This window comes from Streptomyces sp. CB01201, from assembly GCF_002803085.1.
GTDB classification, from domain to species: Bacteria; Actinomycetota; Actinomycetes; order Streptomycetales; family Streptomycetaceae; genus Streptomyces; species Streptomyces hundungensis.
This window is the reverse complement of the sequence record NZ_NNBJ01000014.1, coordinates 39,081-65,319: the sequence shown is the minus strand read 5'-3', so window position 1 is coordinate 65,319 and position 26,239 is coordinate 39,081. Positions and strand designations below refer to the sequence as shown.

Sequence of the window (26,239 nt, the reverse complement as noted above, 5' to 3'; positions counted from 1 at the left end):
CTGATGTCCCTCGCTCTCCGGTCCGGTCATGGGGTGTCTCGTGGTGCGTTTTCGCACGTGGAGGCGGCGCGACCGTACCAAAGCGTGCCCTCGCCGTAACGACGGGCCCGCAGCGCTTCGAATCCTTCGGGCCAGCCGAAGGCTCCGCCTCTGGTGCTGCGCTCCACGGTGACGAGACAGTCCTCCGCGAGCCAGCCCCCACGACCGAGTGTGAGCAGGATCTCCCGAAGATCGTCATCGGTGACGGCGTACGGCGGATCGAGGAAGACCACGTCGTAGGGGGCGGCGGGCGCCGGCCCTGTCACGATCTGCTCCGCTTTGCCGGTCCGCACCTCGGCGCCCGGCAGCTTGAGCGCGGCCACGTTGTCGCGGACCGTGCGGGCGGCCCGGGTGTCGGCCTCCACCAGCAGGGCGTGGGCCGCTCCCCGCGAGAGGGCCTCCAGGCCCACGGCTCCCGACCCGGCGTACAGATCGGCGACCCGGATGCCGTCGAGCGTGCCGAGCAGTGCCTCCCAGGTGGAGAAGAGGCCCTCGCGCGCCCGGTCGGAGGTGGGGCGGGTGCCGGTGCCCGGCGGTACGGCCAGACGGCGTCCACCGGCCCGGCCGGCGATCACGCGGGTCATCTCAGTCCTTGTCCGTGTCCATGCGGTCCACGCGGTCCCGGTGGGCCACGCGGTTCACGAGGCCGGTGCGGTTCCCGCGCCGGATGTGTTCCGACAGTCTCTCAGCCCTTGTCGAGATACTGCTCGCGGTCCTTGTCGAGCAGGGCGTCCAGCGCCGTGCGCAGGCCCGGCAGCCGCTCAAGGTCCGGGTCGGCGGCGACCACCGTGACGGCCTCCTCGCGGGCCGCGGCGATGACCTCCTCGTCGTCGATGACGGTGAGCATCCGCAGCGAGGAGCGCACTCCGGACTGGGCCTGGCCCAGCACATCGCCCTCGCGGCGCTGTTCGAGGTCGATGCGGGAGAGCTCGAAGCCGTCGAGCGTGCCGGCGACGGCGTTGAGCCGGGCCCGGGCCGGGCTCGCCTCGGGCATGTCGGTCACGAGCAGGCACAGGCCGGGCGCGGAGCCGCGGCCGACGCGGCCGCGCAGCTGGTGGAGCTGGGAGACGCCGAAGCGGTCGGCGTCCATGATCACCATCGCGGTGGCGTTCGGCACGTTCACCCCGACCTCGATGACGGTGGTGGCGACCAGGACGTCCACCTCGCCGGCGCCGAACCGGCGCATCACGGCGTCCTTGTCGTCCGGCTGCATCCTGCCGTGCAGGATCTCGACGCGCAGTCCCTGGAGGGGCCCCTTGGCCAGCTGGCCGGCGGTCTCGATCACGGCGAGCGGGGGCCGCTTGTCGGCGGTCTCGGCCTCCTCCGCCTTCTTCTTGCCCTTGGCGGTCTTCGCCTCCTCCTCGTCGTCCCCGATGCGCGGGCAGACCACGTACGCCTGGTGGCCCTTGTCGACCTCCTCGCGGACCCGCTCCCAGGCGCGGGCCAGGAAGTGCGGCTTGTCCTGCGCGGGCACGACATGGCTGGCGATGGGCGAGCGGCCGGCGGGCAGCTGGTCGAGGACGGAGGTCTCCAGGTCGCCGAAGACCGTCATGGCGACCGTGCGCGGGATGGGCGTGGCCGTCATGACGAGCAGGTGCGGGGGCTGCTTGCCCTTGCCGCGCAGGGCGTCGCGCTGCTCGACGCCGAAGCGGTGCTGCTCGTCGACGACGACCAGGCCCAGGTCGTGGAACTGCACCTTGTCCTCGATCAGGGCATGCGTGCCGATGACCAGGCCCGCCTCGCCGGTGACCAGGTCGAGCAGCGCCTGGCGCCGGGCCGGCATGCCCATCGAGCCGGTGAGCAGCACGACCTTGGTGCCCTGCTCGGACCCGCCGAGCAGGCCGCCCTCGGCGAGTTCGCCCATCATCTCGGTGATCGAGCGGTGGTGCTGCTGGGCGAGGACCTCGGTGGGCGCGAGCATCGCGGCCTGTCCCCCGGAGTCGACGACGGCGAGCATGGCGCGCAGCGCGACCATCGTCTTGCCGGAGCCGACCTCGCCCTGGAGCAGGCGGTGCATGGGGTGCTCGGTCGCCAGGTCGTCGAAGATCTCCTCCGAGACCTTCTCCTGGCCCTCGGTGAGCGTGAAGGGCAGCTTGGCGTCGAAGGCGTCGAGCAGGCCGCCGGGGGCCGGTCGCCTTGCCACGGCGGGGAGTTGGCCGTCCGCGTGGCGGCGGCGGGCGAGCGCCACCTGGAGGACGAAGGCCTCGTCCCACTTCAGGCGTTGGCGCGCGTCCTCGATGTCGGCCTTGGTGTGCGGCCGGTGCACCTTGAGGAGGGCCTCGGGCAGCGGGACGAAACCGCGCCCCTCGCGCAGGGAGTCGGGCAGCGGGTCGACGGCCTCCTGGGCGCTGGGCAGCACCGCGTCGACCGCCTTGGCGATCTTCCAGGACTCCAGGCCCTTGCAGGCGGGGTAGATCGGGATCAGGGCGCCGGCCCACGAGTCGATGTCCGCCGTGTCCTCGCCCTCGGCCGCGTCGGCTCCGAGCTTGGCGTAGGTGGGGTGGGCGAGCTGCATGCGCCGGTTGAACATCGACACCTTGCCGGCGAACATCGCCCGGCTGCCGGGCAGCAGTTCCTTGTGCGGCTTGTGGATGCCGCGCCCGAAGAAGACCAGCTGGAGCCGGCCGCTGCCGTCGGTGATGGTGATCTCCAGGCGCTGGCCGCGCCCGCCGTTGAAGGTGTGCACCCGGGCGTCGGCGACCTGGGCGACGACGGTGACGTCCTCGTCCAGGGGCAGCTCGGCCAGCTTGGTGAGCTGGCCGCGCTCCTCGTAGCGCCGCGGGTAGTGGTGCACGAGGTCGCCGACCGTGTGCAGGTCGAGGTGCTCGGCCATCACCTTCGCGGTGGGTCCGCCGAGCAGCTTCTTCAGTGGTTCTTCGAGCGCAGGCACGCGATCCATTGCACACCACCGGACTGACAGCCCGCCAAAGCCTGTGGATAACCGCTGGTCAAACCCGTGCCGCGAACGCCACGGGCACCGGCGAGCGGGGTGCTACTCCACGCCGATCAGCAGCGGGACCCCTTGGCGGCCGCCCTCGTACACCACGGTGTCGACCGCCAAGTGGGCCTTGCCGACATGCGATTCGAGCTGTGCGGCCAGGTCCGGCGGGGCGTCCGCGGACAGCACGAGGGTGACCAGCTCGCCGCCCGCCGCCAGCATCCGGTCGAGCACGGTACGGGCGGTACCGGCGAGGTCCTGGCCGATGACGACCACGTCCCCGTCGATGAGGCCGAGCACGTCCCCGGCCTGGCAGACGCCGGCCATCGTCCACGACTGCCGCTCCGCGACGGCGAGTTCGGCGTGCCGGGTCGCGCCGGCCGCCGACGTCATCGCGACGACGTCCTCGTCGAAGCGCCGCTCGGGGGCGTGCACGGCGAGCGCCGCAATGCCCTGGACGGCGGCCCGGGTCGGGATGAGCGCGACCCGGATGCCCTCGGCGCGGGCCTGCTCGACGGCGGCCGCGGCCGTGTGGCGCAGCTCGGCGTCGTTCGGCAGGAGCACGACCTCGCGGGCGTGCGCGCGCCGGATCGCCTCCACGAGTTCGCCGCTCGCCGGGGCCTCGCCCGGCCGGGCGAGCACGGTCGTCGCGCCGGCCTCGGAGCACAGCCCGGCAAGACCCTCGCCGGGTACGACGGCGACGACGGCCCGCTGGACCTGTTCGCGGGGCGGTTCGACCGGGGTCGGCTGCTCGAAGTGCGTGATGCGGATCCGGTGGGGCCGGCCCGCCTCCACTCCGGCCTCGACGGCGGCGCCCGCGTCGTCGACGTGCACATGGACGTTCCACAGGCCGTCGCCGCCGACGACCACCAGGGATTCGCCGAGCCGGTCGAGCCGGGCGCGCAGCCGGTCCACGGCCGCGTCGTCGGCCTCCAGGAGGTAGATCACCTCGAAGGCGGGCCCGGCCCCGGCCGCCTCGGCCGGGCAGTCGTCGACGGGCACCGGCACCGGCGCCTCCCGGCGCACCACGGGGGCCTCGCCGGAGAGCGCCTGGACGAGGGCGCCCAGCATCGTGACCAGACCGCGCCCGCCCGCGTCCACCACGCCCGCGCGGCCGAGGGCGGCCAGCTGGGAAGGCGTGGCGTCCAGGGCGTCGCGGGCGCCCGCGTAGGCGGCCTGCGCCACCGCCGCCGGGGTGCCGTTCGCGCCCGCGGCGGCCTTCGCGGCGGCGGCGGCCACGGTGAGGACGGTGCCCTCGACGGGGTGGGCGACCGCCTGGTAGGCGGCGGACGCGGCCCGGTCGAGGGCCAGGGCCAGATCGCCCTCGCCCGCCGCGACGACCTCGGCCATGCCCCGCAGGAGCTGGGCGAGGATCGTGCCGGAGTTGCCGCGGGCGCCGAGCAGGGCGCCGTGCGCCATGGCCCGTACGACATCGGCGGTGGGCGGGACGCCGGCGTACACGGGCGGCTCGGGGTAGGCGGCGAAGACGGCCTCGACGGCCTGGGCCGCGGACTCCATCGTCAGATAGAGGTTGGTGCCGGTGTCCCCGTCCGCGACCGGATACACGTTGATCGCGTCGATCGCCTCGCGGTCCCGGCCCAGTGCGTCGAGCGCCAGCGCGCACCAGCCGCGTACCGCGACGGCATCGAGGGTCTGCGGCACCTGGTGGTCCTCCTTGTGGGCGGGGAGCGGATGAGAGCCCGTGTCGGGGTGCGGACACAGGCTCTGAGCGCAGGGTAGACCCGGTGCGGCCGGGGGCCGGGGCGGGGGCGGCCGGGACCGTGGTAGTTTCGTATCTCAGGAGCAGGCGTTGTATGCTGCTTCGGTTGCCCGGCGAGAGTCGGGCCAATTCCCCCGGCAAGCCACTTCAGATCTCTGATTCCGGTGCGCCGGATTCACTGTAAGTGCATTTAATGCATCTGAAGCTTTTGGAGTGACCCGTGGCTGCCAACTGCGACGTCTGCGGCAAGGGGCCGAGCTTCGGCAACAACATTTCGCACTCGCACCGCCGTACGTCTCGTCGCTGGAACCCGAACATCCAGCGTGTGCGTGCCGTGGTCGGTCGGACGCCGAAGCGGCTCAACGTCTGCACCTCGTGCATCAAGGCCGGCAAGGTCTCGCGCTAATTGCGACGTCTGTCGTAGCGCAGCCCCTGCGGTTGCCTTGAAAAGCCGGTCCACCTCGGTGGGCCGGCTTTTTGCCGTGCGCCGGACCGCGGCGGCGTGCGTACCCGGGGCCCACCCGGGCACGCACGCCTCCCCTACCGCAGGCGCCAGCCGTGGTCCACGGGTCCTATGCCCGCGCCGAGCGCGAACCCCGCGGCTATCGCGCCCGTGACGTACTCCTTGGCCGCCCGGACCGCCTCCGGGACCGCGAGGCCCTTGGCCAGGCCCGAGGCCATGGCGGAGGCGAGCGTGCAGCCGGTGCCGTGGGTGTGCCGGTTGTCCAGGCGCGGGGACCGCAGCCAGTGCTCCTCGGTGCCGTCGCTGAGCAGGTCGAGCGCGTCACCGGGGAAGTGGCCGCCCTTGATCAGCGCCCAGCGCGGTCCGAACTCCAAGATCGCGTCGGCCGCCCGCCGCATTCCGTCCTCGTCCTCGACCTGGACACCGGTGAGCTGCGCCACCTCGTCCAGGTTGGGGGTGGCGACGGTCGCGGTGGGCAGCAGCTTGCTGCGTACGGAGTCGAGCGCCTCGGCCGCGAGCAGCGGGTCGCCGTGCTTGGAGACGCCCACGGGGTCCACGACGACGGGGGCGCCGGTGCCGGCCAGCAGCTCGGCGACCGCCTCCACGAGGACCGCCGAGGACAGCATCCCGGTCTTCACGGCCTGGACGCCGATGTCGTCGACGACGGCCCGGTACTGGGCCCGCACCGCCTCCACCGGAAGGTCCCAGGCGCCCTGGACGCCCAGCGAGTTCTGCGCGGTGACGGCGGTGAGCACGCTCATGCCGTGCACACCGAGCGCCAGCATCGTCTTGAGGTCGGCCTGGATGCCCGCGCCGCCGCCGGAGTCGGATCCGGCGACGGTCAGCACACGGGGGATGCGGGGAGTGCGCAGGATCATTCGGGATCGTCCCCGAAGTGGTCCCAGCCGCCCTTGCTGGTCCAGGGGGCGCCGTCCACGGTGACCGTGGGCAGCGCGGACGGGTTGAGGACCTCGCCGATGACCTTCCAGCGGGCGGGCAGCTTCACGTCCGGCGGGAACGTCGCGACGATCGCGTGGTCCTCGCCGCCGGTGAGCACCCACTGGAGCGGGTCCACGCCGACGGCCTGCCCGATGTCGCTCATCTGCGTCGGAATGTCGATGAGCCCGGACCGCAGGTCGATGCGGACCTTGCTGGACTCGGCGATGTGCCCCAGGTCGGCGACCAGGCCGTCGCTGACGTCGGTCATGGCGGTGGCGCCGAGCCCGGCCGCGGCGGGACCCGCGTGGTACGGGGGCTCGGGGCGGCGGTGGGCCTCGACGAAGGCGCGGGGCGAGCGGAAGCCGCGGGAGAGCACCGCGTAGCCCGCCGCGGACCAGCCGAGCCAGCCCGTGACGGCGACGACGTCGCCGGGCTGCGCGCCGGCCCGGGTCACCGGCTCGTGGCCGCGCAGGTCGCCGAGCGCGGTGATGGCGACCGTGATGGTGTCCCCGCGCACCACGTCGCCGCCGACCACGGCCGCGCCCGCGACCTGGCACTCGTCGCGGATGCCGTCCATCAGCTCGGTGGGCCAGGTCACCGGCAGCTCGGCCGGCACCACCAGGCCGAGCAGCACCGCGGTCGGCACCGCGCCCATGGCGGCGATGTCGGCCAAGTTCTGCGCGGCGGCCTTGCGGCCCACGTCGTACGCGGTCGACCAGTCGCGGCGGAAGTGCCGCCCCTCAAGGAGGATGTCCGTGCTGGCGACCACCCTGCGGTCGGGTGCGGTCACGACCGCGGCGTCGTCGCCCGGCCCCAGCCGGACCGCGGGGGTGGTGGTGAGCCGCGAGGTCAGCTCCCTGATGAGCCCGAACTCCCCCAACTCGCCCACAGTGCCTTTCACCGTGTCCCACCTCTCATCGTCGTACCTCTTCTGCCCCCGTGCGCTTGCGGTCGCGAGCGGTCACGTGCATGGGTACCGTCAACACATACGTCAACTTCAGGGCCGCTCTCGCTGCTCGGCATGAGCGGCCGCTCGCGCGGGTCTCCCCGTCGCCCGGGGCGACGCGGTACCGTGGCGTCTCTTTCTCTCCCCCACATGATCCTCGTGGCCGCCCTGGAGGTTCCGTGGTACAGGCGTACATCCTCATTCAGACCGAGGTGGGCAAGGCGTCGACCGTCGCCGAGGCCATCGCAAAGCTCCCGGGGGTCATCCAGGCCGAAGACGTGACCGGACCCTACGACGTGATCGTGCGGGCCCAGGCCGAGACGGTCGACGAGCTGGGCCGCATGGTGGTCGCCAAGGTCCAGCAGGTGGACGGCATCACCAGAACCCTGACCTGCCCGGTCGTCCATCTGTAGCCCCCGCATACCCTGGGCCGGTGACTTTCTCTCGCCGGCCGCTTCTCATCCTGCCCGTGGCCGCCCTCCTGGCGGTCGCGGGCTGTTCTTCGTCCGACGCCACCGCGAAGGTGGCGGTTCCCTCGCCCCCCGCGCAGGAGGCGCGGGCGTGCGAGGCGCTGGACAGGCTCCTGCCCGACACCGTCGCCGGCCAGAAGCGGCACGACCCCACCCCGGACTCGCCACTGACGGCCCGATGGGGGGACGGGGACGCGGAGATCGTACTGCGCTGCGGGATCCCGCGGGGTGACGATATGAACGACCCCAAGTCCAACGGTGTTCAGGTGGAGGGGGTCTGGTGGGTCGTGTTCCCGCGCCCCGAGGGTCCCCGGTTCGTCAGCGCTTACCGTGAGCCCTACATCGAGCTGCTGACGGGGGCGCGGTACGCGCACGACGCGTCCGTGCTCCAGGCGTTCGGCGCCCCCGTCGTCAAGACCACCAAGAGCCTCTAGCGCAGTCCCGTCGGCCGGCGCAGGGCCGCCTGGATGAGCTTGTCGACCAGGTCCGCGTACTCGACGCCGCTCTCCTGCCACATCCGCGGGTACATCGAGATCGGCGTGAAGCCGGGCATGGTGTTGATCTCGTTGATGACGAACTCGCCGTTGTCCTGAAGGAAGAAGTCCGCGCGGACCAGGCCCTCGCAGGACGCGGCCTCGAAGGCCTCCACGGCCAGGCGCTGCACCTCGGCGGTGGCCTCCTCGCCGATCGGCGCGGGCACGATCCCGGCCGCCGAGTCGATGTACTTGGCCTCGAAGTCGTAGAAGTCGTGCGCGGTCACCGGCGGGATCTCGGCCGGCACGCTCGCCCGCGGCCCGTCCTCGAACTCCAGGACGCCGCACTCGATCTCGCGGCCCCGCAGCAGCGATTCGACCAGGAACTTGGGGTCGTGGCGGCGGGCCTCGGTGATGGCCTCGTCCAGCCCCTCGAAGGAGTCGACCTTGGTGATGCCGAACGAGGAGCCGGCCCGGGAGGGCTTGATGAACAGCGGCCAGCCGTGCTCACCCGCGAAGTCCGCGATGCGCTGGCGGGCGCCCTTCTCGTCCTGCTCCCACTCGCGCGGACGCACCACGAGGTAGGGCCCGACGGGCAGCCCGAAGGAGGTGAAGACGCGCTTCATGTACTCCTTGTCCTGGCCGACGGCCGAGGCGAGCACACCCGCGCCGACGTACGGGATGCCGGACAGTTCCAGGAGGCCCTGAAGGGTGCCGTCCTCGCCGTAGGGGCCGTGCAGCATCGGGAAGACGACGTCGACCTCGCCGAGCGCCTTGGGAACCGATCCGGGCTCGCTGTAGACGACTTCGCGGTTGCCCGGGTCCACGGGCAGGACCACGCCGCCCTCGGGGGATTCGGCGAGCTCCTCGACGCTGGGGGTGCGCCGGTCGGTGATCGCCATCCGCTCCGGTTCGTCGGCGGTGAGCGCCCAGCGGCCGTCCGTCGTGATGCCGATGGGCAGCACGTCGTACTTCGTCCGGTCGATGGCGCGCAGCACCGCGCCGGCGGTCACGACCGAGATGCCGTGTTCCGAACTGCGGCCGCCGAACACCACGGCCACCCGCGGCTTGCGGGACTGCTTCTCAGGGCTCTGGGGGAGGTTCTCGCTGCTCATATCGCGTTGAGGGTACCCGTTCGGAGCGTCGGATCCACGGCCGCGGGGGCCCGGCGCGGTCAGCGCCGCTCGGCCTTGGCGCTGCGGGACATGAGCTCCTTGAGCGCGACGACCGGCGGCTTGCCCTCGTGGACGATGCCGACGACGGTCTCCGTGATGGGCATGTCCACCCCGTGCCGGCGGGCCAGATCCAGTACGGATTCGCAGGACTTGACGCCCTCGGCGGTCTGCTTGGTGACCGCGATGGTCTCCTGGAGGGTCATGCCCCGGCCGAGGTTGGTGCCGAAGGTGTGGTTGCGCGAGAGCGGCGAGGAGCAGGTGGCGACGAGGTCACCGAGGCCCGCGAGTCCGGAGAACGTCAGCGGGTCGGCGCCCATCGCGAGGCCGAGCCGGGTGGTTTCGGCGAGGCCGCGGGTGATGAGCGAGCCCTTGGCGTTGTCGCCGAGCCCCATCCCGTCGGCGATGCCGACGGCGAGCCCGATGACGTTCTTGACGGCGCCGCCCAGTTCGCAGCCGACCACGTCGGTGTTGGTGTACGGGCGGAAGTACGGGGTGTGGCAGGCGGCCTGGAGGCGTTGAGCGACGGCTTCGTCGCGGCAGGCCACGACGGCCGCGGCCGGCATCCGCTTGGCGATCTCCTTGGCCAGGTTGGGCCCGGTGACCACGGCGACGCGGTCCTCGGAGACCTTGGCGACCTCGGCGACGACCTCGCTCATCCGCTTGGCGGTGCCGAGTTCGACGCCCTTCATCAGGGAGACGAGCACGGTGTCGGGGGCCAGCAGCGGCGCCCACGCGGCGAGGTTGTCGCGGAGCGTCTGCGAGGGCACGGCGAGGACCGTGAAGTCGGCGCCGGCCGCGGCCTCGGCGGGGTCGGTGGTGGCCCGTACGGACGCGGGGAGTTCGATGCCGGGCAGGTAGTCCGGGTTGGTGCGGGTGGAGTTGACCGCTTCGACGAGGTCGGGGCGGCGGGCCCACAGGGTCACCTCGCAGCCCGCGTCGGCGAGGACCATGGCGAACGCCGTGCCCCACGAACCGGTCCCGAACACCGCTGCCTTGGTGGTGCCGTGTGTCACTTGGAGCCCTCCCCGGCGGCCTCGCGGCGCTGCCGTGCGCGGACTTCGCGCAGATCGTACGGTTTCTCCGGGGCCTGCTCGCCCCGCAACTCCTCAAGCAGGGAGGTGATCGCGGCCATGATGACCTCGGTGACCTCCTTGAGGACGTCGGGCGTCGGCTCCTTGTCGTAGTACCGGTCGAGGTCGACGGGCGGACCGGCCTTCACCTGGAGGGTCTTGCGCGGGAAGAAGCGGACCTTCTTCTCCTTGGCGTACGGCGGCATCGCGAGGTTGGCGCCCCACTGGGCGACCGGGATGACGGGTGCCCGCGTCAGCATGGCGGCCCGCGCGACACCGGTCTTCGCGGTCATCGGCCACTGGCCGGGGTCGCGGGTGAGAGTGCCCTCGGGGTAGAAGGCCACGCATTCACCGCGTTCCACGGCGTCCACGGCGGCCCGGAAGGCGCCGACCGCGTTGGTGGACTCGCGGTAGACGGGAATCTGGCCCGTCCCGCGCAGCAGGATCCCCACGCCGGGCGCCTTGAAAAGGGCGGCCTTCGCCAGAAATCGGGGCACCCGTCCGGTGTTGTATTGGAAATGCCCGTACGAGAACATGTCCAGATACGAGTTGTGATTGATGGCGGTGATGAATCCGCCCTCGGCCGGAATGTTGTCCATTCCCCGCCAGTCCCGCTTGAACAGAACGACCAGCGGCGGTTTTGCGATGACCGCCGCCAGGCGGTACCAGAAGCCGATTCTGCGGCGGGACACTCGGACACCTTCCTCTGTGGACCCCGGCCGGGCCGCTGCGGGACCCGGGGGAACGGACGCTGGGTTGCTGCTGGGGGCAAGTGTCGCCCCAGGCCCCTGGTCTGTCGAGAACACCGTACGCCCCGGTCCGCACGGCGGCCGTCCGGGCGGGTGACAATGAAGCCGCCGCCGCCCGGCCGACGCGGGGCGGCGTCCGGACGGAGGGGACGCCACGAACACCGCCACAGCTGCCCGCTGGTCCCTCGTCATACCCCTCAAGCCCTTGGCCCTGGCCAAGAGCAGGCTCGCGGCCGCCGTCGGCGACGAGTTGCGGCCGCGGCTCGCCCTGGCGTTCGCGCGCGACACCGTGACGGCCGCCCTCGCCTGCCCGGCGGTGCGCGATGTGGCGGTCGTCACGGACGACCGCCTGGCCGGGGCCGAACTGGCCGCTCTCGGCGCCCGCGTCGTGCCCGACTCCCCCGGCGCCGGCCTCAACGCGGCCCTCGCGCACGGCGCGCACCGGGTACGCGCGCGCCGGGCGGCGCTCCCCGTGGCCGCCCTCAACGCGGACCTGCCCGCGCTGCGCCCCGCCGAACTGGGCCGGGTGCTCGCCGCGGCCGGGGCATTTCCGCGGGCATTTCTCGCGGACGCGGCCGGAATCGGCACGACTTTCCTTTCGGCGCTTCCCGGCAAGGATTTGGACCCGTTTTTCGGCGGCCCCTCACGAACGGCCCATTCGGCATCGGGCGCCATCGAAATCCTGCTCGCGGACGTGGACACGGTACGCCGGGACGTGGACACCGGCGCCGATCTGCGCACCGCCCTCGCCCTGGGCGTGGGCCCGTCCACCACGGCCCTCCTGGGCGCCCTCGACCCCGTGAAGGCCCTAGGCTGACCGGTATGCAGGCGACCGCGTACACGTACGACTCCGAGACCCGCAGCGGCAGTGTGCTGCTCGACGACGGCACCCCGGTGGACTTCGGGGCGCCGGCCTTCGACGCGGGCGGGCTGCGGCTGTTGCGGGCCGGGCAGCGGGTCCGTATCGAGACCGAGGGCTCGGGTGCGGAGCTGCGCATCACGCTGGTGACGTTGCAGACGTTCTGAACCCGCGCGGCGGGCCCCGAGGGGCGGCCGCACGGCGACTTGGCCGGAAACGGCCGCGGGCCGGGTCTCCCCGAGGGGAGCCCGGCCCGGCGCATGAGCCTTGCCGCTGGTGACTACTTCTTGCGAGCGGTCGCCTTCTTGGCAGTGGTCTTGCGCGCCGTGGTCTTCTTCGCGGGCGCCTTCTTCGCGACGGTCTTCTTGGCCGGCGCGGTCTTCTTCGCGGTGGCCTTCTTGGCGGTCGCGGTCTTCGCCGGCGCGGCCTTCTTGGCGGTCGCCGTCGTCTTCTTGGCGGTCGCCTTCTTGGCGGTGGTCTTCTTCGCCGCCGTGGTCTTCGCGGCAGCGGTCTTCTTCACCGCCGCGGTCTTCTTGGCGGTCGCCTTCTTGGCGGTCGTGGCCTTCTTGGCCGCGGCCTTCTTGACGGTCGTCCGGGTGGAAGTACCGCCCGAGAGGCTGCCCTTGGGGGCCTTCTTGACGGCCACGTCGTTCTTCGGGAGCTTCTTCGAGCCCGCGACGAGGTCCTTGAAGCCCTGGCCCGCGCGGAAGCGCGGAACCGAGGTCTTCTTGACCCGGACGCGCTCACCCGTCTGCGGGTTGCGGGCGTAACGGGCCGGGCGGTCGACCTTCTCGAACGAGCCGAAACCGGTGACCGAGACGCGGTCCCCGGCGACGACTGCGCGGACGACCGCGTCCAGCACCGCGTCCACCGCGTCCGCGGCCTGCTGACGGCCGCCGACCTTGTCGGCAATCGCTTCTACGAGCTGCGCCTTGTTCACGTCTTCCCCTTCGGAGACATTGCCTGAGCGAAAGTGTCCAGGCCTTTTCGCACGTTAGGCAGATATATACCGCAAATCAAACACGAAACGGGCTAATCACCCTAGTGCCGCAACGAAGTCGGCTCTCGCCTAGTTCCTTACGGCTCAGTCGCCTTCGGGGAATCGGCCCTCGTCGAGGTCCTTCAACAACCGGTCCAGACGCCTTGCCGCATCGGCGAGATCGTGTTTGGCAGCCGCTGTTATGACCAGCAGCTTCCGGGACAGCGCCATCCGTACGCCCTCCGGGACTTGCAGTTCGCGCACCCTTGTGTGCGCTTCTTTCAGTTGGTCCGCGACCAGCCCGTAGAGCTTGAGTTGGCTGTCGCGTTCCATGCGTCGATTGTGCCATCTGAGGCGAGTTGTCACCTCCGGCGGGGGCAACTGAGCGAATCCGGCGACTCGGGGACGTCCGTACGCCCCCGCGGTCGCGCAAGCGACTATCCGGCCATCTGCCCTGCGCACAAGGCTAGTTGACGTCACCCCCGGAGCCCAAAACGCGACGCGCCCCCTGCCCGGAAATCAATCCGGAAATCAGGGGGCGCGATGCAGCCGAAGGGGGGTCAATAGGCGGTTCAGGCCTGGATCGTGCTCGGCTTGTGGGCGGGGCGACGGGCCTCGTAGGCGGCGATGTCCGGCTCGTTCTGGAGCGTGATGGAGATGTCGTCCAGGCCGTTCAGGAGCCGCCAGCGGGCGTTCTCGTCGAGTTCGAAGTCGGCGGTGACGCCTTCCGCGCGAACTTGGCGATCCTCCAGGTCAACGGTGATTTCGGCGTGGGGATCGCGCTCGGTCAGCTCCCACAGCGCGTCCACGACTTTCTGGTCGAGAACTACGGTGAGCAGCCCGTTCTTCAGCGAGTTGCCGCGGAAGATGTCGGCGAAGCGGGACGAGATCACGGTTTTGAAGCCGAAGTTCTGGAGCGCCCACACCGCGTGCTCGCGGGAGGAGCCGGTGCCGAAGTCGGGGCCGGCCACCAAAACCGTGGCGCCCTTGCGCTCGGGCTTGTTCAGGACGAACTCGGGGTCCTTGCGCCAGGCCTCGAAGAGTCCGTCCTCGAAGCCGTCCCTGGTGACCTTCTTCAGCCAGTGGGCCGGGATGATCTGGTCGGTGTCGACGTTGGAGCGGCGCAGCGGAACGGCCCGGCCGGTGTGCGTGGTGAAAGCTTCCATGGTTCTCAGGCCTCCACGGGGGTACGGGCGTCGGACAGGTCGGCGGGCGAGCCCAGATGGCCGAGAACCGCGGTCGCGGCGGCGACCTGGGGCGAAACCAGGTGGGTGCGGCCGCCCTTGCCCTGCCTGCCCTCGAAGTTGCGGTTGGAGGTGGACGCGGAGCGCTCGCCGGGGGCCAGCTGGTCCGGGTTCATGCCGAGGCACATCGAGCAGCCCGCGTGCCGCCATTCGGCTCCGGCGGCCGTGAACACCTTGTCCAGGCCCTCGTCGATGGCTTGCAGGGCGACCCGGACCGAGCCGGGGACGACCAGCATCCGTACGCCGTCGGCGACTTTGCGGCCCTCGATGACGGCCGCGGCGTTGCGCAGGTCCTCGATGCGGCCGTTGGTGCACGAACCTACGAAGACGGTGTCGACGTTGATGTCGCGCAGCGGCTGTCCCGCGGTCAACCCCATGTATTCCAGGGCCTTTTCGGCGGCCAGGCGCTCCGAAGCGTCCTCGTACGAAGCCGGGTCGGGGACGTTGGCCGACAGGGGCGCGCCCTGGCCGGGGTTGGTGCCCCAGGTCACGAACGGGGCCAGCTCGTCGGCCTTGATGACGACCTCGGCGTCGAAGACCGCGTCCTCGTCGGACTTGAGGGTCTTCCAGTACGCGACCGCCGCGTCCCAGTCCTCGCCCTGGGGAGCGTGGGCGCGCCCTTCCAGGTAGTCGAACGTGGTTCGGTCCGGGGCGATCATGCCCGCGCGGGCACCGGCCTCGATGGACATGTTGCAGATGGTCATGCGGGCTTCCATCGACAGCTTCTCGATGGCGGAGCCGCGGTACTCCAGGACGTAGCCCTGGCCGCCGCCGGTGCCGATCCTGGCGATGATGGCGAGGATCAGGTCCTTGGCGGTGACGCCCTCGGGCAGTTCGCCGTCGACGGTGATGGCCATCGTCCTGAAGGGGGCCAGCGGCAGCGTCTGGGTGGCCAGGACGTGCTCGACCTGGCTGGTGCCGATGCCGAACGCCAGCGCGCCGAAAGCGCCGTGGGTGGAGGTGTGCGAGTCGCCGCAGACCACGGTGGTGCCCGGCTGGGTCAGGCCCAGCTGCGGTCCCACCACGTGGACGACGCCCTGCTCGACATCGCCGAGCGGGTGCAGCCGCACACCGAACTCGGCGCAGTTCTTGCGCAGCGTCTCCAGCTGGACCCGGGAGACCGGGTCCGCGATCGGCTTGTCGATGTCGAGGGTGGGGGTGTTGTGGTCCTCGGTGGCGATGGTGAGGTCGAGGCGCCGCACCGGGCGGCCGTTCTTGCGCAGTCCGTCGAAGGCCTGCGGGCTGGTCACCTCGTGCAGCAGGTGAAGATCGATGAAGAGCAGGTCCGGCTCGCCCTCGACTCGCCTGACGACATGGTCGTCCCAGACCTTCTCCGCGAGTGTCCTACCCATCGCCTTCCCTCCGGCCGGCGGCTTCGCCGGCACTTCTAGAGACCCATTGCCCCGCCCGTGCGCACGCCCCGGACGAGGGCCGCGTTCCGTTGTACGGATCGCCAGTACAGCTTGACGACTTCCGGAGAAAATTGAACTTGCGTTTCACAGAGTGAGACGCGAATATCGTTGCATGGACAACTCTAGCGGCGTAGGCGTTCTGGACAAGGCTGCCCTTGTCCTGAGCGCTCTGGAGTCCGGTCCGGCCACCCTCGCAGGTCTGGTCGCGGCCACAGGGCTCGCACGACCCACGGCACACCGACTGGCCGTGGCACTGGAACACCACCGGATGGTGGCCCGGGACATGCAGGGCCGTTTCATCCTCGGCCCGCGTCTCGCCGAGCTCGCCGCGGCGGCCGGCGAGGACCGCCTGCTGGCCACGGCCGGCCCGGTCCTGACGCATCTGCGCGACGTCACGGGCGAGAGCGCGCAGCTCTATCGCCGCCAGGGCGACATGCGGATCTGCGTGGCGGCCGCCGAGCGCCTCTCGGGCCTGCGCGACACCGTGCCGGTCGGCTCCACGCTGACCATGAAGGCCGGGTCCTCCGCGCAGATCCTGATGGCCTGGGAGGAGCCGGAGCGCCTGCACCGCGGCCTCCAGGGCGCCCGCTTCACGGCGACGGCCCTCTCCGGGGTGCGCCGCAGGGGCTGGGCCCAGTCCATCGGCGAGCGCGAGCCGGGTGTGGCCTCGGTGTCCGCGCCGGTGCGCGGCCCGTCGAACCGGGTGGTGGCCGCGGTCTCGGTCTCCGGCCCCATCGAGCGCCTGACCCGGCACCCGGGCCGGATGCATGCCCAGGCCATCATCGACGCCGCGGCCCGCCTGTCCGAAGCCCTGCGCCGCAACGGCTGAGTCCCCCACGTCCCCTTCCGGCCCACCGCTTCAACGCCGCAGCGGTGGGCCGGAGGCGTGTCCGGGGCCCGGTCCAGGGCCGGCGGGAGCCCTTCGGCCCGTCACAGATGCAGCGGAAGAGGATTGAGATCGGCCGGGTCCGTCGGCCGGGGCAGCCGGCCGAGCGCGACCGGCACCTCGAAGAGCCGGCCCGGTCCGAACCTCGCCCAGATCGGGCGCAGCCCGGGGACCAGCACCTTGGCGACGGGCATCTCGACGTCGGGGCGGGTCTGGTCGAGCACCAGTACGTCGAGCCCGTGCCGGCGCAGTAGCGCGACCAGCGCCCCGGCCTGGGCCGCCGCGTCGGCGGGCGGCCGCAGAGCCGCGGGCGGCCGGGAGGACCGGCGGGCGGCCGGCAGCAGATAGGGCTGATTGGCGGTGGTGGCGTGCCGGAACCAGCGCAGGGCCTCGCGGTCGGTGCCGGTGTAGGCGGACCCTCCGTCAACGGGTTCCCGGGCCAGCGGCGGGAGCATCTGATGGAGTTCGGTCAGCGCCCGGCGCAGGGCGACCCGTGCGTCGAAGTGGGCGCCGAAGCCGAGCACGATGTCCTCGGCGGGCTTCCCGATGCGGGCCGAGACGGCGGCCACGACGGGAATCCCCAGATCGGACGTGAGGTCGAGGGCCCACACCGACCTGCCCATGCCCTTGAGGCCGGCCCGCGTCCGCGCGAGCCACGGATCCCGCGGGTCGAGGACCACCCCAGGCTGGCGCGTGCGGTTGTACCACCACAGGGCCACCGCGTCCCGCTCGACCAGTTCCAGACAGCCGTGTACGACCGCGTCCTCCAGACTGGTCCCCGCGGCGGCTCCGTTGGAGGTGGCCCGGCAGTACCGGGTGCCCGCGTCCGGGGCGTTGTAGTAGAGCAGACTCGTGGGCACCAGCCGCTGCCGCTGCTCGGTCAGTGACCAGACGGGCGTCCAGTCGAGCGGGGCGTCCTCGTCGAAGATCTCCGGCACCTGGTGGAAGGGCCCGTGCGTGCGGTTCCAGGCGTCCCGGTCCTCGAACTGCCGCCGGTCGAAGAGCTGGACGGTGTCGGGGTGAACGGCCAGCGGTGCGAGCTCTCGGTAACTGCCCCGCCGCCGCGGCTCGTCGCCCTGGAAGTATCCGCTGTACCGCTCCAGGGCCTCGGCCAACGCGCTCACCCTGGCGTGCAGTTCGGTGACCCCCTTGCCCGAACCGGGGCTGCGCAGCGGGGTGTGCAGCGGGGGCGGGGGCAGCGAGGGGTCCCAGGGCGGCTGAGCGCCCGCGTGGAAGCAGTTGAGGAACTCCGGTCCCCGCGGATCCCGGCGGATCTCGCCGACCAGACCGGTGACGGGGTCCACGAGGTGGCCGTACCGTGCCAGCACCCGGTCCGGACCGACCGTCCGCTGACCCCCTCCCCCGGTGTCGCGCACCGGCCGGGGGGACAGCACGACCGGGGCCGACACCCGGTCGCGTACGAGCAGGGGGTCGCCGCACCGGGGGCACTGGGGGCGGCGCCGTACGGGATGGCGGCTGCTCTCCAGGGTGCGGGTGTCCAGCCGCCACAGGCTGCCCTGGTCGGCATCCCGATGGCCGGCGAGCCACTTTCCGGCCTCCAGCAGGGCCAGTTGCAGAGCCGCCGCGCGCCCCGCCGGAAGATACGACGGCCGATGCGCGGCCGGGCCGCTGTGCCCGAGCCGGTGCTGGACGTAGGCCTCGCCGCGCCGGCGCAACCGGAGCCGATCCGCGACACAGCGCCAGCACGGGCCGTCTCCGGGGGAGAAGAACGGGCCGATCCACAGGTGGGTGCCGCTCGCTCGCACCGGCAGCCAACTGCGGCCCGCGGCACGGTGTTCCGCGTCCAGCGCGCTCAGCCGTGGATCGAGATAGTCGTGGCACAGCACCAGCGCCAGATCGGCCGGCTCGCCCGCGGCGGCGGTGCGCAGCCCCGCCGCCGACACGGCCGCGCACAGCGTGCTTCCGGCGTCCTCGGTGAGGTCGACCGGGGCCACCCGCGCGCCCCCGCCACCGCCGGGCCGCGCCTCCAGGCCGGTCAGCGTCCAGTAGGTCCGCTCGGGGCCGGCGGATCCGCCCGGCGGATAGGCGTACAACAGGCCCGCGTCCAGCAGCCTGGCCACGAGCCGTTCGGTGCTTTCGGCCGACAGTCCGGGCGCCGCGTCGGCGACGATACGGGGCAGATCACGACTGCCGTCGAGCAGGGGGGCCAGCAGGGCGACCTGTTCGCCGCCGAGCGTGGTCACCCGCTCCTCGGTCATCAGGAACACGGCCTCCCCCGGCACCGATTCGACCCGCAGATGCGGGGCGAATCCCAGCCGCGGGAGCCGGTCGCCCGGGGGCGGACGGTTCACCGGGGCAGACGGCAGCCGTCCGCGGCGGACCTCGGAGCGGCCGCCGGCATCCAGCAGATGCAGATGCGGCTGTCGGCGAACTCGGCGGATTCGGGGCCGAATTCGGTGATCACGAGGTCGTCGGTGAGCCCCGCGGCCGGCGCGTCGATGTTCGGCAGAGGTGTGATCGGTGACATGTGTGCTCCCTTTCCCTGTCGATGTCGTGGCGGCGTGCCCCATCCCGGCCGGGGTGCGGCGCGCTGCCGCCATCCTTTCGGTCGCGCCGGGCCGCTACCAGTGCGTTCGGCGCGGTACCTATATGAGAAACACACATCTTGCGCACACGTTCCGCATATGCGTGGCCGGGCCCTCAGTACTGGTTGAGACGGGAAGCAGCCAGCAAGACTGCCTGGCAAGGAGCTCTTCGCGGTGCTCCACCGACCAACCACATGGGGGAGAGACATGGACATTTGGTTGCTGGGACCGCTGACGGCCGAGGTGCGGGGCCGATCGATCGTGCCGACCGCGGCGAAACCGCGCCAGATCCTCGCCCTGCTCGCGATCCACGCCAATCGCGTCATGCCCGTGGCGACCCTGATGGAGGAGATCTGGGGAAACGAACCGCCCCAGAGCGCGCTGGCCACCCTGCATACGTACATCCTCCAGCTGCGCAGGCAGCTCACCGCCGCCTACGGCACCGACGCGGGCGTGTCCGCCAAGGACGTCCTCGTCACCCAGTACGGCGGCTACTCCTGGCAGGCGCCGCCGAACGCCGTCGATGTGCCGCGGTACGAACGGCTGGTCGCCGCGGGGCGGCTCGCCACCGCCGAGGACCGGCAGGAGGAGGCGTCCGCCCACTTCCGTGAGGCGCTGTCGTTGTGGCGCGGATCCGCGCTGGTGGACGTGCGGATAGGGCCTGTTCTGAGCATCGAGGTGGCCCGTCTTGAGGAGAGCAGGCTCGGTGTGCTGGAGCGGTGTCTCGAAGCGGATCTGCGGCTGGGGCGCCACGCGGAACTCCTGGCCGAGCTGATCGAACTCACCGGACGCCATCCGCTGCACGAGGGCCTGCACGCCCAGTGCATGACGGCGCTGTACCGGGCGGGCCGCTCCTGGCAGGCGCTCGACGTCTACCAGATGCTGCGCCGCCGGCTGGCGGAGGAACTGGGGCTCTCGCCGTCGCCGCGGTTGCAGCGCCTACAGCAGGCGGTGCTCGCGGCGGAGCCGTGGCTGGACGTGCCCGGCTGCGGGGAGGACGCGTTGCTGGACCGGATGATCGGCTGACGGGTCCGGGCGGCTCAGCCGTTCTTGGCGACGAACTCGACGATGGACTCCCGCATGTAGTCGGTCATCTCCTCGGTGATGCCCGGATACACCCCGATCCAGAAGCTCTGCTCGGTGATGATGTCGCAGTTGCGGAGGTCTCCCGAGACCCGGTGCGGGGTGTCGAGGTACGCCGGGTGGCGGGTGAGGTTGCCGCCGAACAGCCGGCGTGTGCCGATGCGCCGGTCCTCCAGGAAGGCGATCAGGTCGCGGCGGGTGTAGGTGGCGTCGGGCAGCACCGTGATGACGAAGCCGAACCAGCTCGGGTCGCTGCCCGGCGTCGCGCTCGGCAGCAGAAGGCCCGGGACGTCGGCGAGGCCGTCGCGCAGCCGCTGCCAGTTGCGCCGCCGGGCCTCGCCGAACGCCGGGAGCTTCTTCAACTGGCTGAGCGCCAGGGCCCCTTGGAGGTCGGTCGCCTTCAGGTTGTAGCCGATGTGCGAGAAGATGTACTTGTGGTCGTAGCCCTTGGGGAGATCGCCGAGCTGGTAGTCGAACCGCTTGAGGCAGGTGTTGTCCTCGCCCGGCTCGCACCAGCAGTCGCGGCCCCAGTCCCGGAACGACTCGACGATCCGGGCCAGTTCGAGGTTCTTGGTCAGGACACAGCCGCCCTCGCCCGTCGTGATGTGGTGGGCCGGATAGAAGCTGACGGTGGCCAGGTCCCCGAAGGTTCCCGTCATCCGCCCCTGATAGGTCGAGCCGACGGCGTCGCAGTTGTCCTCGACCAGGAACAGCTCGTGGTCGGTGGCCAGTTGCTGGATCTCCGCCGCCTCGTAGGGGTTGCCGAGGGTGTGCGCGATCATGATGGCCCTGGTCCGGTCCGAGATCGCCGCCCGGACGCGCTCCGCCGTCGTGTTGTAGGTGCCGAGTTCGAGGTCGACGAAGACGGGCGTGAGACCGTTCTGGATGATCGGGTTCACCGTCGTGGGGAAGCCGCCGGCCACGGTGATCACCTCGTCGCCCGGGCGCAGCCGCTGCTCGCCGAGCCGGGGCGAGGTCAGCGCCGAGAGCGCCAACAGGTTCGCCGAGGAGCCGGAGTTGACCAGATGCGCCTTGCGTACGCCGATATGGCGGGCGAACCTGCTCTCAAAACGCCGGGCGTACGCCCCGGCCGCGATCCGCAGCTCCAGCGCGGCCTCCACCAGCGCGATCCGGTCCTCCTCGTCCAGGACCGCACCCGAGGAGAGGATCGGTGTCACTCCCGGCACGAAGTGCTCCGGCTGCTGCTGGCGGTGGTACTCGCGAACCTGCTCCAGGACCAGGGCCTTGGCGTCCGACGTCATAGCCGTCCCTCCTCAAAGGATTGCCTCCGGGCCATGCTCGCGCCGCTCGGTCCAGGAGCCATGGAGTCCGCGCGGAAAGAGCCTGCTCCAGCGGGCGTCCAGGGGTTTTCGACCTGATCTGGCTAGCTTGATCGGTGACGTATCCGACAGGTGAGGTGGCAGATGCCCGAGGACACTCCACGACCCGTACTCCGCATGGGCGTTCTGGGCTGTGCCGATATCGCGGTGCGCCGGATCCTGCCCGCGCTCGTGGAGCACCAGTCGGTGCGGCTGGTGGCCGTGGCGAGCCGGGACGGGGCGCGGAGCGAACGTCTCGCGGCCCGTTTCGGGTGCGCGGCGGTGACCGGCTACAAGGCGCTGCTCGACCGGGACGACATCGACGCGGTCTATGTGCCGCTGCCGCCGGGAATGCACCACGAGTGGGTCGCGGAGGCGCTGACCGCCGGCAAACACGTCCTGGTGGAGAAGCCGCTCAGCACCACGTACGCGCAGAGTGCCGAACTGGTGGCGCTGGCCGCCCGGTTCGATCTGGCGCTCACCGAGAACTTCATGTTCCTGCACCACTCGCAGCACGCGGCGGTACGGGACCTGGCCGGCGAGATCGGCGAACTGAGGGTCTTTTCGAGCTCCTTCGGGGTGCCGCCGCCCGATGCGGCGTCCTTCCGGTACGACACGCGGCTCGGCGGCGGCGCCCTGCTGGACGTCGGGGTGTATCCGCTGCGCGCGGCCCAGCTCCACCTCGCCGGCGAACTCGACGTCCTCGGTGCCTGTCTGCGCGTCGACGAGGCCACCGGTGTCGATGTCGCGGGGAGCGCGCTGCTCTCCACGCCGACCGGTGTGACGGCGCAGCTCGACTTCGGATTCCAGCACTCCTACCGGTCCGTGTACGCCCTGTGGGGCAGCCGGGGAAGGATCAGCGTGCCGCGGGCCTTCACGCCGCCCCGGGAGCACCGCCCGGCGGTCCGCCTGGAACAGCAGGACCGGATCACCGAGGTGACGCTGGCCGCCGACCACCAGGTGGGCAACGCGCTCGACGCGTTCGCCGCGGCGGCCCTGTCGGGCACCGGGCGGGCCGCCCTGGGCGAGGCACTGCTGCGGCAGGCGCTCCTGGTCGAGCAGGTGCGCAAGGCCGCGCGGGTCATCAGCGGCTGAGGCAGCGCCCGGTACGGGCGGGCCGGGGCCTTTCACGCCCGGCTCCCGCCGGGGGCCGGCCCGGCCGTCGCGGCCGCCCCCGACGGGAGCCGGTTCACACCCGCTCGGCCGTTCCCGGTCGCCGGGACGACCGGCCGCGGTACCAGTCGACGACCTCGCGCAGCCCCTCGTCCAACGACCGCAGCGGCCGGTAGCCGAGTTCCGTGCGGATCTTCGAGTCGTCCACCGCGTACCGGAGGTCGTGGCCCTTGCGGTCGGGCACCTGGCGGACCCGGGACCAGTCCGCGCCGCACAACTCCAGCAGCTTGGCGGTCATCTGACGGTTCGTCAGGTGCGTGCCCCCGCCGATGTTGTAGATCTCTCCGGCCCGGCCGCCCGTCAGTACCGCGTGGACGGCACGGCAGTGGTCGTCCACGTGCAGCCACTCCCTGACGTTGTTGCCGTCCCCGTACAGCGGCACGCTCCGGCCGGCCAGCAACTCCGTGACGAACAGCGGGATGAGCTTCTCCGGATGCTGGCGCGGTCCGTAGTTGTTGGCACACCGGGTGGTGCGCACGTCGAGCCCGTGCGTGCGCCAGTAGGAGCGGGCGACGAGGTCGCTGCCGGCCTTCGACGCCGCATAGGGCGAGTTGGGCAGCAGCGGCTCCTCCTCCGTCCAGGTCCCCTCGGCGATGGAACCGTAGACCTCGTCGGTCGAGACGTGCACGAAGGTGGCGATCCCGCAGCGCAGGCTCGCCTCCAGCAGTGCCTGCGTACCCAGCACATTGGTGCGGACGAACTCCTCGGCACCGGTCAGGGAACGGTCGACATGGGTCTCGGCCGCGAAGTGCACCACCGCGTCGTGACCGGGGAGCACATCGAGGAGTGCGTCGAGGTCGCGGATGTCGACCCGCCGGAAGTCCAGCCGGGAGTCCGCCAGGGGCAGGTTGTCCGTGCTTCCCGCGTAGGTGAGCAGGTCGATGACGGTCACCCGGCTCGGCAGGGGGCCGGGCAGACCGCCGGCCAGCAGGGAGCGCACATAGTGGGATCCGATGAAGCCGGCGCCGCCGGTGATCAGGACACGCATGATGGGGACGTACCTCCTGGACGTCGGCGCCCGTGGGCGTGGTGCTGGGCGGTCAGCCGCTCCAGTACGGGGACGACCTCCGCCGGGGTCGGTTCGGACGCGGCCTCGGTGCGCAGCCGCGCGGCGGCCGCGGCGAACGAGGGCTCCTCCAGGAGCCGCACCAGCCTGCTCCGCAGTCCTTCCACCGTCACCTCGTGGGAGGGCAGATGGAGACCGGCGCCCAGTTCCTGCTGGCGGCGCGCCCGCTCGATCGCGTCCCAGATCCAGCCCATGGCGATCTGCGGGACGCCCTCGACGAGGGCCGTCGACCAGGTCCCGGCACCGCCGTGGTGCACGATGGCCGCGCAGGTCGGAAGCAGCGCGTGCAGCGGTATGTGGTCCACCAGGCGCACATTGTCCGGGACGTGGGTCAGCAGCGCCCGCTCCTCGGCGCCGAGCGTGGCCACCACCTCGACATCGAGCCCCTCGATCGCCTTGAGGACCAGGTCGACCGGGACGGCGTTGGGGAACTCCGAGGTCCGAGCGGTGAGCCCCAGGGTGACGCACACACGCGGACGTGTCGGCGGGACCCGGAGCCAGTCGGGTACGACGGCGGGCAGCGGCCCGTTGTACGGGATGTAGCGCATGCCCACGGTCGGTCCGTCCGACGGCGGGCGGAAGCTGCGCGGTACCTGGTCGACCGACCACTGCCCGGTCACCGCCTCCTCGTCGAAGGGCACGCCGTAGCGTCCGAGGGTCCACTCCAGCCATTGGCCCAGGGAGTCCTCGGTGTGCGCCCCCCGCCGCTCTCCGTCCCCGGCCGTGGGGCCGGGGGCGAGCTGCGCGAGGAAGGCCCGCCGCATCGGCAGGAACATGTCGGGGAAGGACAGCAGCCGCGCGTGGGCCGCGCCGGTCACCTTCGCGGCCACCGCGCCCGCGAACGTGAACGGCTCCCAGAGGACGAGGTCCGGCTTCCAGTCGCGGGCGAACGCGACGAGTCCGTCGACCATCGGATCGTCGTTGACCAGGGCGAAGAAGGTGGCGGTCATCATCGTGTCCCAGCCCGTGAGGAAGGCCGGGGTGAGCTGTCCGGGGGCATCGGGGTCAAGCGACTGGTTGGCGTGGTGGGACAGCACGGAGTCACCCACCCCCTTGACCATCTCGTCGAGACCGTGGTCGGCTCCCACCGGGACGGCGGTCAGTCCGGCCGCCGTGATGCTCCCCGTCAGGGCGGGCTGGCTCGCCACCCGTACCTCGTGCCCGGCGGCCCGCAGCGCCCAGGCGAGCGGCACGGACCCGTTGAAGTGCGCGTCCATCGCGAAGGACGTCAGCAGTACCCGCATGGCCGGTCCTCTCTCTGCGGCTCGGTCGAAACTCCGGCGGTGCCGCGCCCGGGCGGCCCGGCGCACCTCACGCGGAGGTGGTGAGCGCGCACCGCAGCACTCCGCCCAGGACGGGGGATCGCATCCGGCGCTGGACGCCGTCGGCCGGGGCCAGCCGGGGGTGGCGCTCCCGCAGGGTGCGTACCGCGGTCTCGGCCTGGAGCCGGGCGAACGCCCCGAACAGAGCGGTGTGCGGGCCGGACAGCGACAAGTGCCCCGGTCCCGGGGGCCGGGTGAGGTCGAAGTGGTCCGGGGCCAAGAACGCCTCGGGATCCCGGTTGGCCGCTCCGACGTGGACCACGACCTGGGCGCCGGCGGGGATGTCCTGACCGGCCAGGGTGAGGTCCTCGGCGGCGATCCGGCTCTCCAACCGCACCGGCGGCGCGTGACGCAGCGTCTCCTCCACCGCGCCGGCCGCCAGTTCCGGGCTCTCGCCGAGCAGCGCCCACTGCCGGGGATGGGCGAGGAGTGCCTCCAGGGCGTTGTTGATGAGCCCGGCGGTGAACTCGACGCCCACCGCGGCGGTCAGCACACCGACCGCGAGTGCGTCCTGGGCGCGAGAGCCGGCGGAGTCGGCGGAGCCCGCGCTCAGGACCGTGCTGAGCAGATCGTCACCCGGCTCGGCCCGCCGAGCCGCGACGAGCTCGCCGACTAGGGCGCGGACATCCTCGATCGCCTCGGTGAGCCGGCGGGTGACGGCGAGCGGCTGCGGGCAGAGCGCCGCGTCGAGCGCGACACCCAGGGCCAGACAGGCGCGGGCGAAGCGTGTCCGCTGCGCGTCCGGGACCCCGAGCAGCGCCGCGGCGGCTTCGGTGGCCACCGGGCGGGAATAGTCCGCCATGAGATCGAAGGCGGCACCGAGTCCGTCGGCGGTCTCCTGGTGCACGCGTTCGGCGCTCTTGCGGTGCCCGTCCGCCGCGGCCGCGCCGAGCACCGGTGCCGCCGACCGCTCCCAGCGCGCGTGGTCGGCGCCCGAGGCGTGCAGGAAGGCCCGGTCCAGCGGGACGATGTGGCACAGCAGCGGATTGCTCCAGGCATCCGAGAAGACGTGCCGCTGCGGACCCGGCAGGTCGGCGTGGCGCAGGCTCAGCCGCGGGTCGGCCAGCACCTCGGCGGCCACACCGTGCCGGCCGGTGACCCAGGCCCCCGCGGCGCTCTGCCACAGCGGTGTCTCCGATTCCCGTATGCGGCGCGCGAGCACCACCGGGTCGTCGCTCTCCGCGCGCAGCGTCAGGGCGTAGGGATCGCCACTGGTTCCGTAGATCCAGTGGAAGCCTCGGGCGGTCAGGAGATGACGGCCCAGCTCGCTGTCGGTCTGCTCAACCTCCTCGGGCGCCGCGGGGCTCTCGTCGGTGGCCGTCTCGTCGGTGTCCGTATATGTCACGGCGGTCTCCTTCGGGGCGTGGT

26 protein-coding genes are annotated in these 26,239 nt (G+C 71.8%); 8 read left to right on the top strand and 18 right to left on the bottom strand.

Going from position 1 to position 26,239, the window contains the following annotated elements; all coding sequences use genetic code 11:
* Positions 1–26: 26 nt before the first annotated feature.
* The 3 genes from rsmD to CG740_RS27255 all read right to left on the bottom strand — a co-directional run bounded on the left by rsmD (position 27) and on the right by CG740_RS27255 (position 4,639).
* Positions 27–623: a 16S rRNA (guanine(966)-N(2))-methyltransferase RsmD gene (rsmD, locus tag CG740_RS27265; RefSeq protein WP_100577931.1), complete on the bottom strand. Its 597-nt coding sequence runs from the start codon at positions 621–623 to the stop codon at positions 27–29.
* Between the two features lie 101 nt (positions 624–724).
* Positions 725–2,938, bottom strand: a complete 2,214-nt coding sequence (recG, locus tag CG740_RS27260; RefSeq protein WP_100577930.1) for an ATP-dependent DNA helicase RecG — start codon at positions 2,936–2,938, stop codon at positions 725–727.
* Positions 2,939–3,031: 93 nt separating this feature from the next.
* Positions 3,032–4,639, bottom strand: coding sequence for a DAK2 domain-containing protein (locus CG740_RS27255; RefSeq protein WP_100577929.1), 1,608 nt, complete (start codon positions 4,637–4,639; stop codon positions 3,032–3,034).
* 278 nt (positions 4,640–4,917) lie between these two features.
* Between CG740_RS27255 and rpmB the strand changes: the two genes are divergently transcribed.
* The gene (rpmB, locus tag CG740_RS27250; protein WP_003951095.1) at positions 4,918–5,103 is read left to right on the top strand and encodes a 50S ribosomal protein L28; all 186 of its coding nucleotides are present in this window, start codon (positions 4,918–4,920) and stop codon (positions 5,101–5,103) included.
* 134 nt (positions 5,104–5,237) lie between these two features.
* Here the strand turns inward: rpmB and thiD are convergent, their stop codons facing one another.
* The gene (thiD, locus tag CG740_RS27245) at positions 5,238–6,038 is read right to left on the bottom strand and encodes a bifunctional hydroxymethylpyrimidine kinase/phosphomethylpyrimidine kinase (protein WP_100577928.1); all 801 of its coding nucleotides are present in this window, start codon (positions 6,036–6,038) and stop codon (positions 5,238–5,240) included.
* Positions 6,035–7,000 carry a thiamine-phosphate kinase gene (locus tag CG740_RS27240; protein WP_100577927.1) on the bottom strand — a complete coding sequence of 322 codons (966 nt, stop codon included), beginning with the start codon at positions 6,998–7,000 and terminating at the stop codon, positions 6,035–6,037. Before CG740_RS27240 ends, thiD begins: the two co-directional genes overlap by 4 nt.
* Positions 7,001–7,224: 224 nt before the next feature.
* Here CG740_RS27240 and CG740_RS27235 point away from each other — a divergent pair, with 224 nt between their 5' ends.
* Positions 7,225–7,458 (top strand): Lrp/AsnC family transcriptional regulator, encoded by a 234-nt coding sequence (locus CG740_RS27235; protein WP_100577926.1) that lies wholly within the window; start codon positions 7,225–7,227, stop codon positions 7,456–7,458.
* A gap of 20 nt (positions 7,459–7,478) precedes the next feature.
* Positions 7,479–7,949 (top strand): DUF3515 domain-containing protein, encoded by a 471-nt coding sequence (locus tag CG740_RS27230; protein ID WP_100577925.1) that lies wholly within the window; start codon positions 7,479–7,481, stop codon positions 7,947–7,949.
* On the opposite strand, the gene CG740_RS27225 is transcribed toward CG740_RS27230, so the two are convergent.
* From CG740_RS27225 to CG740_RS27215, 3 genes are read right to left on the bottom strand one after another with little or no spacing between them, the layout of a single operon-like run.
* Complete coding sequence (locus tag CG740_RS27225) at positions 7,946–9,103, bottom strand: D-alanine--D-alanine ligase family protein (RefSeq protein WP_100577924.1); 1,158 nt, start codon at positions 9,101–9,103, stop codon at positions 7,946–7,948. The genes CG740_RS27230 and CG740_RS27225 overlap by 4 nt on opposite strands.
* Positions 9,104–9,162: 59 nt before the next feature.
* Positions 9,163–10,176 (bottom strand): NAD(P)H-dependent glycerol-3-phosphate dehydrogenase, encoded by a 1,014-nt coding sequence (locus tag CG740_RS27220; RefSeq protein ID WP_100577923.1) that lies wholly within the window; start codon positions 10,174–10,176, stop codon positions 9,163–9,165.
* Positions 10,173–10,925 carry a lysophospholipid acyltransferase family protein gene (locus CG740_RS27215; protein ID WP_100577922.1) on the bottom strand — a complete coding sequence of 251 codons (753 nt, stop codon included), beginning with the start codon at positions 10,923–10,925 and terminating at the stop codon, positions 10,173–10,175. The genes CG740_RS27220 and CG740_RS27215 overlap by 4 nt, the downstream gene beginning before the upstream one ends.
* A 247-nt stretch (positions 10,926–11,172) precedes the next feature.
* Here CG740_RS27215 and cofC point away from each other — a divergent pair, with 247 nt between their 5' ends.
* Both cofC and CG740_RS27205 read left to right on the top strand, forming a co-directional pair.
* A complete protein-coding gene (cofC, locus tag CG740_RS27210; RefSeq protein ID WP_100577921.1) occupies positions 11,173–11,799 on the top strand; it encodes a 2-phospho-L-lactate guanylyltransferase in 627 nt (208 codons plus the stop codon).
* Between the two features lie 5 nt (positions 11,800–11,804).
* Positions 11,805–12,008, top strand: coding sequence for a hypothetical protein (locus tag CG740_RS27205; protein WP_100577920.1), 204 nt, complete (start codon positions 11,805–11,807; stop codon positions 12,006–12,008).
* 113 nt (positions 12,009–12,121) lie between these two features.
* Here the strand turns inward: CG740_RS27205 and CG740_RS27200 are convergent, their stop codons facing one another.
* The 4 genes from CG740_RS27200 to leuC form a co-directional block, all read right to left on the bottom strand.
* A complete protein-coding gene (locus CG740_RS27200; RefSeq protein WP_100577919.1) occupies positions 12,122–12,781 on the bottom strand; it encodes an HU family DNA-binding protein in 660 nt (219 codons plus the stop codon).
* 144 nt (positions 12,782–12,925) lie between these two features.
* Positions 12,926–13,153: a hypothetical protein gene (locus tag CG740_RS27195; protein ID WP_100577918.1), complete on the bottom strand. Its 228-nt coding sequence runs from the start codon at positions 13,151–13,153 to the stop codon at positions 12,926–12,928.
* 239 nt (positions 13,154–13,392) lie between these two features.
* Positions 13,393–13,986, bottom strand: a complete 594-nt coding sequence (gene leuD / locus CG740_RS27190; RefSeq protein ID WP_100577917.1) for a 3-isopropylmalate dehydratase small subunit — start codon at positions 13,984–13,986, stop codon at positions 13,393–13,395.
* Between the two features lie 5 nt (positions 13,987–13,991).
* Positions 13,992–15,416, bottom strand: a complete 1,425-nt coding sequence (gene leuC / locus CG740_RS27185; RefSeq protein ID WP_100577916.1) for a 3-isopropylmalate dehydratase large subunit — start codon at positions 15,414–15,416, stop codon at positions 13,992–13,994.
* 172 nt (positions 15,417–15,588) lie between these two features.
* On the opposite strand from leuC, the gene ndgR reads away from it, so the two are divergent.
* Positions 15,589–16,305, top strand: coding sequence for an IclR family transcriptional regulator NdgR (ndgR, locus tag CG740_RS27180; RefSeq protein WP_053644579.1), 717 nt, complete (start codon positions 15,589–15,591; stop codon positions 16,303–16,305).
* Positions 16,306–16,406: 101 nt separating this feature from the next.
* Here the strand turns inward: ndgR and CG740_RS27175 are convergent, their stop codons facing one another.
* Together CG740_RS27175 and CG740_RS41135 are read right to left on the bottom strand one after the other, a co-directional pair.
* The gene (locus CG740_RS27175) at positions 16,407–18,674 is read right to left on the bottom strand and encodes a TOMM precursor leader peptide-binding protein (RefSeq protein ID WP_234376512.1); all 2,268 of its coding nucleotides are present in this window, start codon (positions 18,672–18,674) and stop codon (positions 16,407–16,409) included.
* Complete coding sequence (locus tag CG740_RS41135; RefSeq protein ID WP_100577915.1) at positions 18,671–18,850, bottom strand: hypothetical protein; 180 nt, start codon at positions 18,848–18,850, stop codon at positions 18,671–18,673. The genes CG740_RS27175 and CG740_RS41135 overlap by 4 nt, the downstream gene beginning before the upstream one ends.
* 265 nt (positions 18,851–19,115) lie before the next feature.
* Here CG740_RS41135 and CG740_RS27165 point away from each other — a divergent pair, with 265 nt between their 5' ends.
* Positions 19,116–19,934 (top strand): AfsR/SARP family transcriptional regulator, encoded by an 819-nt coding sequence (locus tag CG740_RS27165; RefSeq protein WP_100577914.1) that lies wholly within the window; start codon positions 19,116–19,118, stop codon positions 19,932–19,934.
* Between the two features lie 14 nt (positions 19,935–19,948).
* Here the strand turns inward: CG740_RS27165 and rfbH are convergent, their stop codons facing one another.
* The gene (rfbH, locus tag CG740_RS27160; protein WP_100577913.1) at positions 19,949–21,253 is read right to left on the bottom strand and encodes a lipopolysaccharide biosynthesis protein RfbH; all 1,305 of its coding nucleotides are present in this window, start codon (positions 21,251–21,253) and stop codon (positions 19,949–19,951) included.
* A 162-nt stretch (positions 21,254–21,415) separates the two neighbouring features.
* On the opposite strand from rfbH, the gene CG740_RS27155 reads away from it, so the two are divergent.
* Positions 21,416–22,405, top strand: coding sequence for a Gfo/Idh/MocA family protein (locus tag CG740_RS27155; RefSeq protein ID WP_234376511.1), 990 nt, complete (start codon positions 21,416–21,418; stop codon positions 22,403–22,405).
* Positions 22,406–22,499: 94 nt separating this feature from the next.
* On the opposite strand, the gene rfbB is transcribed toward CG740_RS27155, so the two are convergent.
* The 3 genes from rfbB to CG740_RS27140 all read right to left on the bottom strand — a co-directional run bounded on the left by rfbB (position 22,500) and on the right by CG740_RS27140 (position 26,216).
* A complete protein-coding gene (gene rfbB / locus CG740_RS27150) occupies positions 22,500–23,471 on the bottom strand; it encodes a dTDP-glucose 4,6-dehydratase (protein ID WP_100577911.1) in 972 nt (323 codons plus the stop codon).
* On the bottom strand, positions 23,459–24,793 hold the full coding sequence (locus CG740_RS27145; protein ID WP_100577910.1) for an activator-dependent family glycosyltransferase: 1,335 nt from the start codon (positions 24,791–24,793) through the stop codon (positions 23,459–23,461). Before CG740_RS27145 ends, rfbB begins: the two co-directional genes overlap by 13 nt.
* 67 nt (positions 24,794–24,860) lie before the next feature.
* Positions 24,861–26,216 (bottom strand): cytochrome P450 family protein, encoded by a 1,356-nt coding sequence (locus CG740_RS27140; RefSeq protein ID WP_159030413.1) that lies wholly within the window; start codon positions 26,214–26,216, stop codon positions 24,861–24,863.
* Positions 26,217–26,239 lie beyond the last annotated feature (23 nt).

What these genes read in the sequence shown, in the direction of transcription:
- CG740_RS27155 (WP_234376511.1), top strand. Translation starts at nt 21,416, where the DNA reads ATGCCCGAGGACACTCCACGACCCGTACTCCGCATGGGCGTTCTGGGC.
- rsmD (WP_100577931.1), bottom strand. Translation starts at nt 623, where the DNA reads ATGACCCGCGTGATCGCCGGCCGGGCCGGTGGACGCCGTCTGGCCGTA.
- CG740_RS27145 (WP_100577910.1), bottom strand. Translation starts at nt 24,793, where the DNA reads ATGCGGGTACTGCTGACGTCCTTCGCGATGGACGCGCACTTCAACGGG.
- leuD (WP_100577917.1), bottom strand. Translation starts at nt 13,986, where the DNA reads ATGGAAGCTTTCACCACGCACACCGGCCGGGCCGTTCCGCTGCGCCGC.
- recG (WP_100577930.1), bottom strand. Translation starts at nt 2,938, where the DNA reads ATGGATCGCGTGCCTGCGCTCGAAGAACCACTGAAGAAGCTGCTCGGC.
- CG740_RS27205 (WP_100577920.1), top strand. Translation starts at nt 11,805, where the DNA reads ATGCAGGCGACCGCGTACACGTACGACTCCGAGACCCGCAGCGGCAGT.
- rfbB (WP_100577911.1), bottom strand. Translation starts at nt 23,471, where the DNA reads ATGCGTGTCCTGATCACCGGCGGCGCCGGCTTCATCGGATCCCACTAT.
- CG740_RS27195 (WP_100577918.1), bottom strand. Translation starts at nt 13,153, where the DNA reads ATGGAACGCGACAGCCAACTCAAGCTCTACGGGCTGGTCGCGGACCAA.
- CG740_RS41135 (WP_100577915.1), bottom strand. Translation starts at nt 18,850, where the DNA reads ATGTCACCGATCACACCTCTGCCGAACATCGACGCGCCGGCCGCGGGG.
- rfbH (WP_100577913.1), bottom strand. Translation starts at nt 21,253, where the DNA reads ATGACGTCGGACGCCAAGGCCCTGGTCCTGGAGCAGGTTCGCGAGTAC.
- CG740_RS27165 (WP_100577914.1), top strand. Translation starts at nt 19,116, where the DNA reads ATGGACATTTGGTTGCTGGGACCGCTGACGGCCGAGGTGCGGGGCCGA.
- CG740_RS27225 (WP_100577924.1), bottom strand. Translation starts at nt 9,103, where the DNA reads ATGAGCAGCGAGAACCTCCCCCAGAGCCCTGAGAAGCAGTCCCGCAAG.
- leuC (WP_100577916.1), bottom strand. Translation starts at nt 15,416, where the DNA reads ATGGGTAGGACACTCGCGGAGAAGGTCTGGGACGACCATGTCGTCAGG.
- ndgR (WP_053644579.1), top strand. Translation starts at nt 15,589, where the DNA reads ATGGACAACTCTAGCGGCGTAGGCGTTCTGGACAAGGCTGCCCTTGTC.
- thiD (WP_100577928.1), bottom strand. Translation starts at nt 6,038, where the DNA reads ATGATCCTGCGCACTCCCCGCATCCCCCGTGTGCTGACCGTCGCCGGA.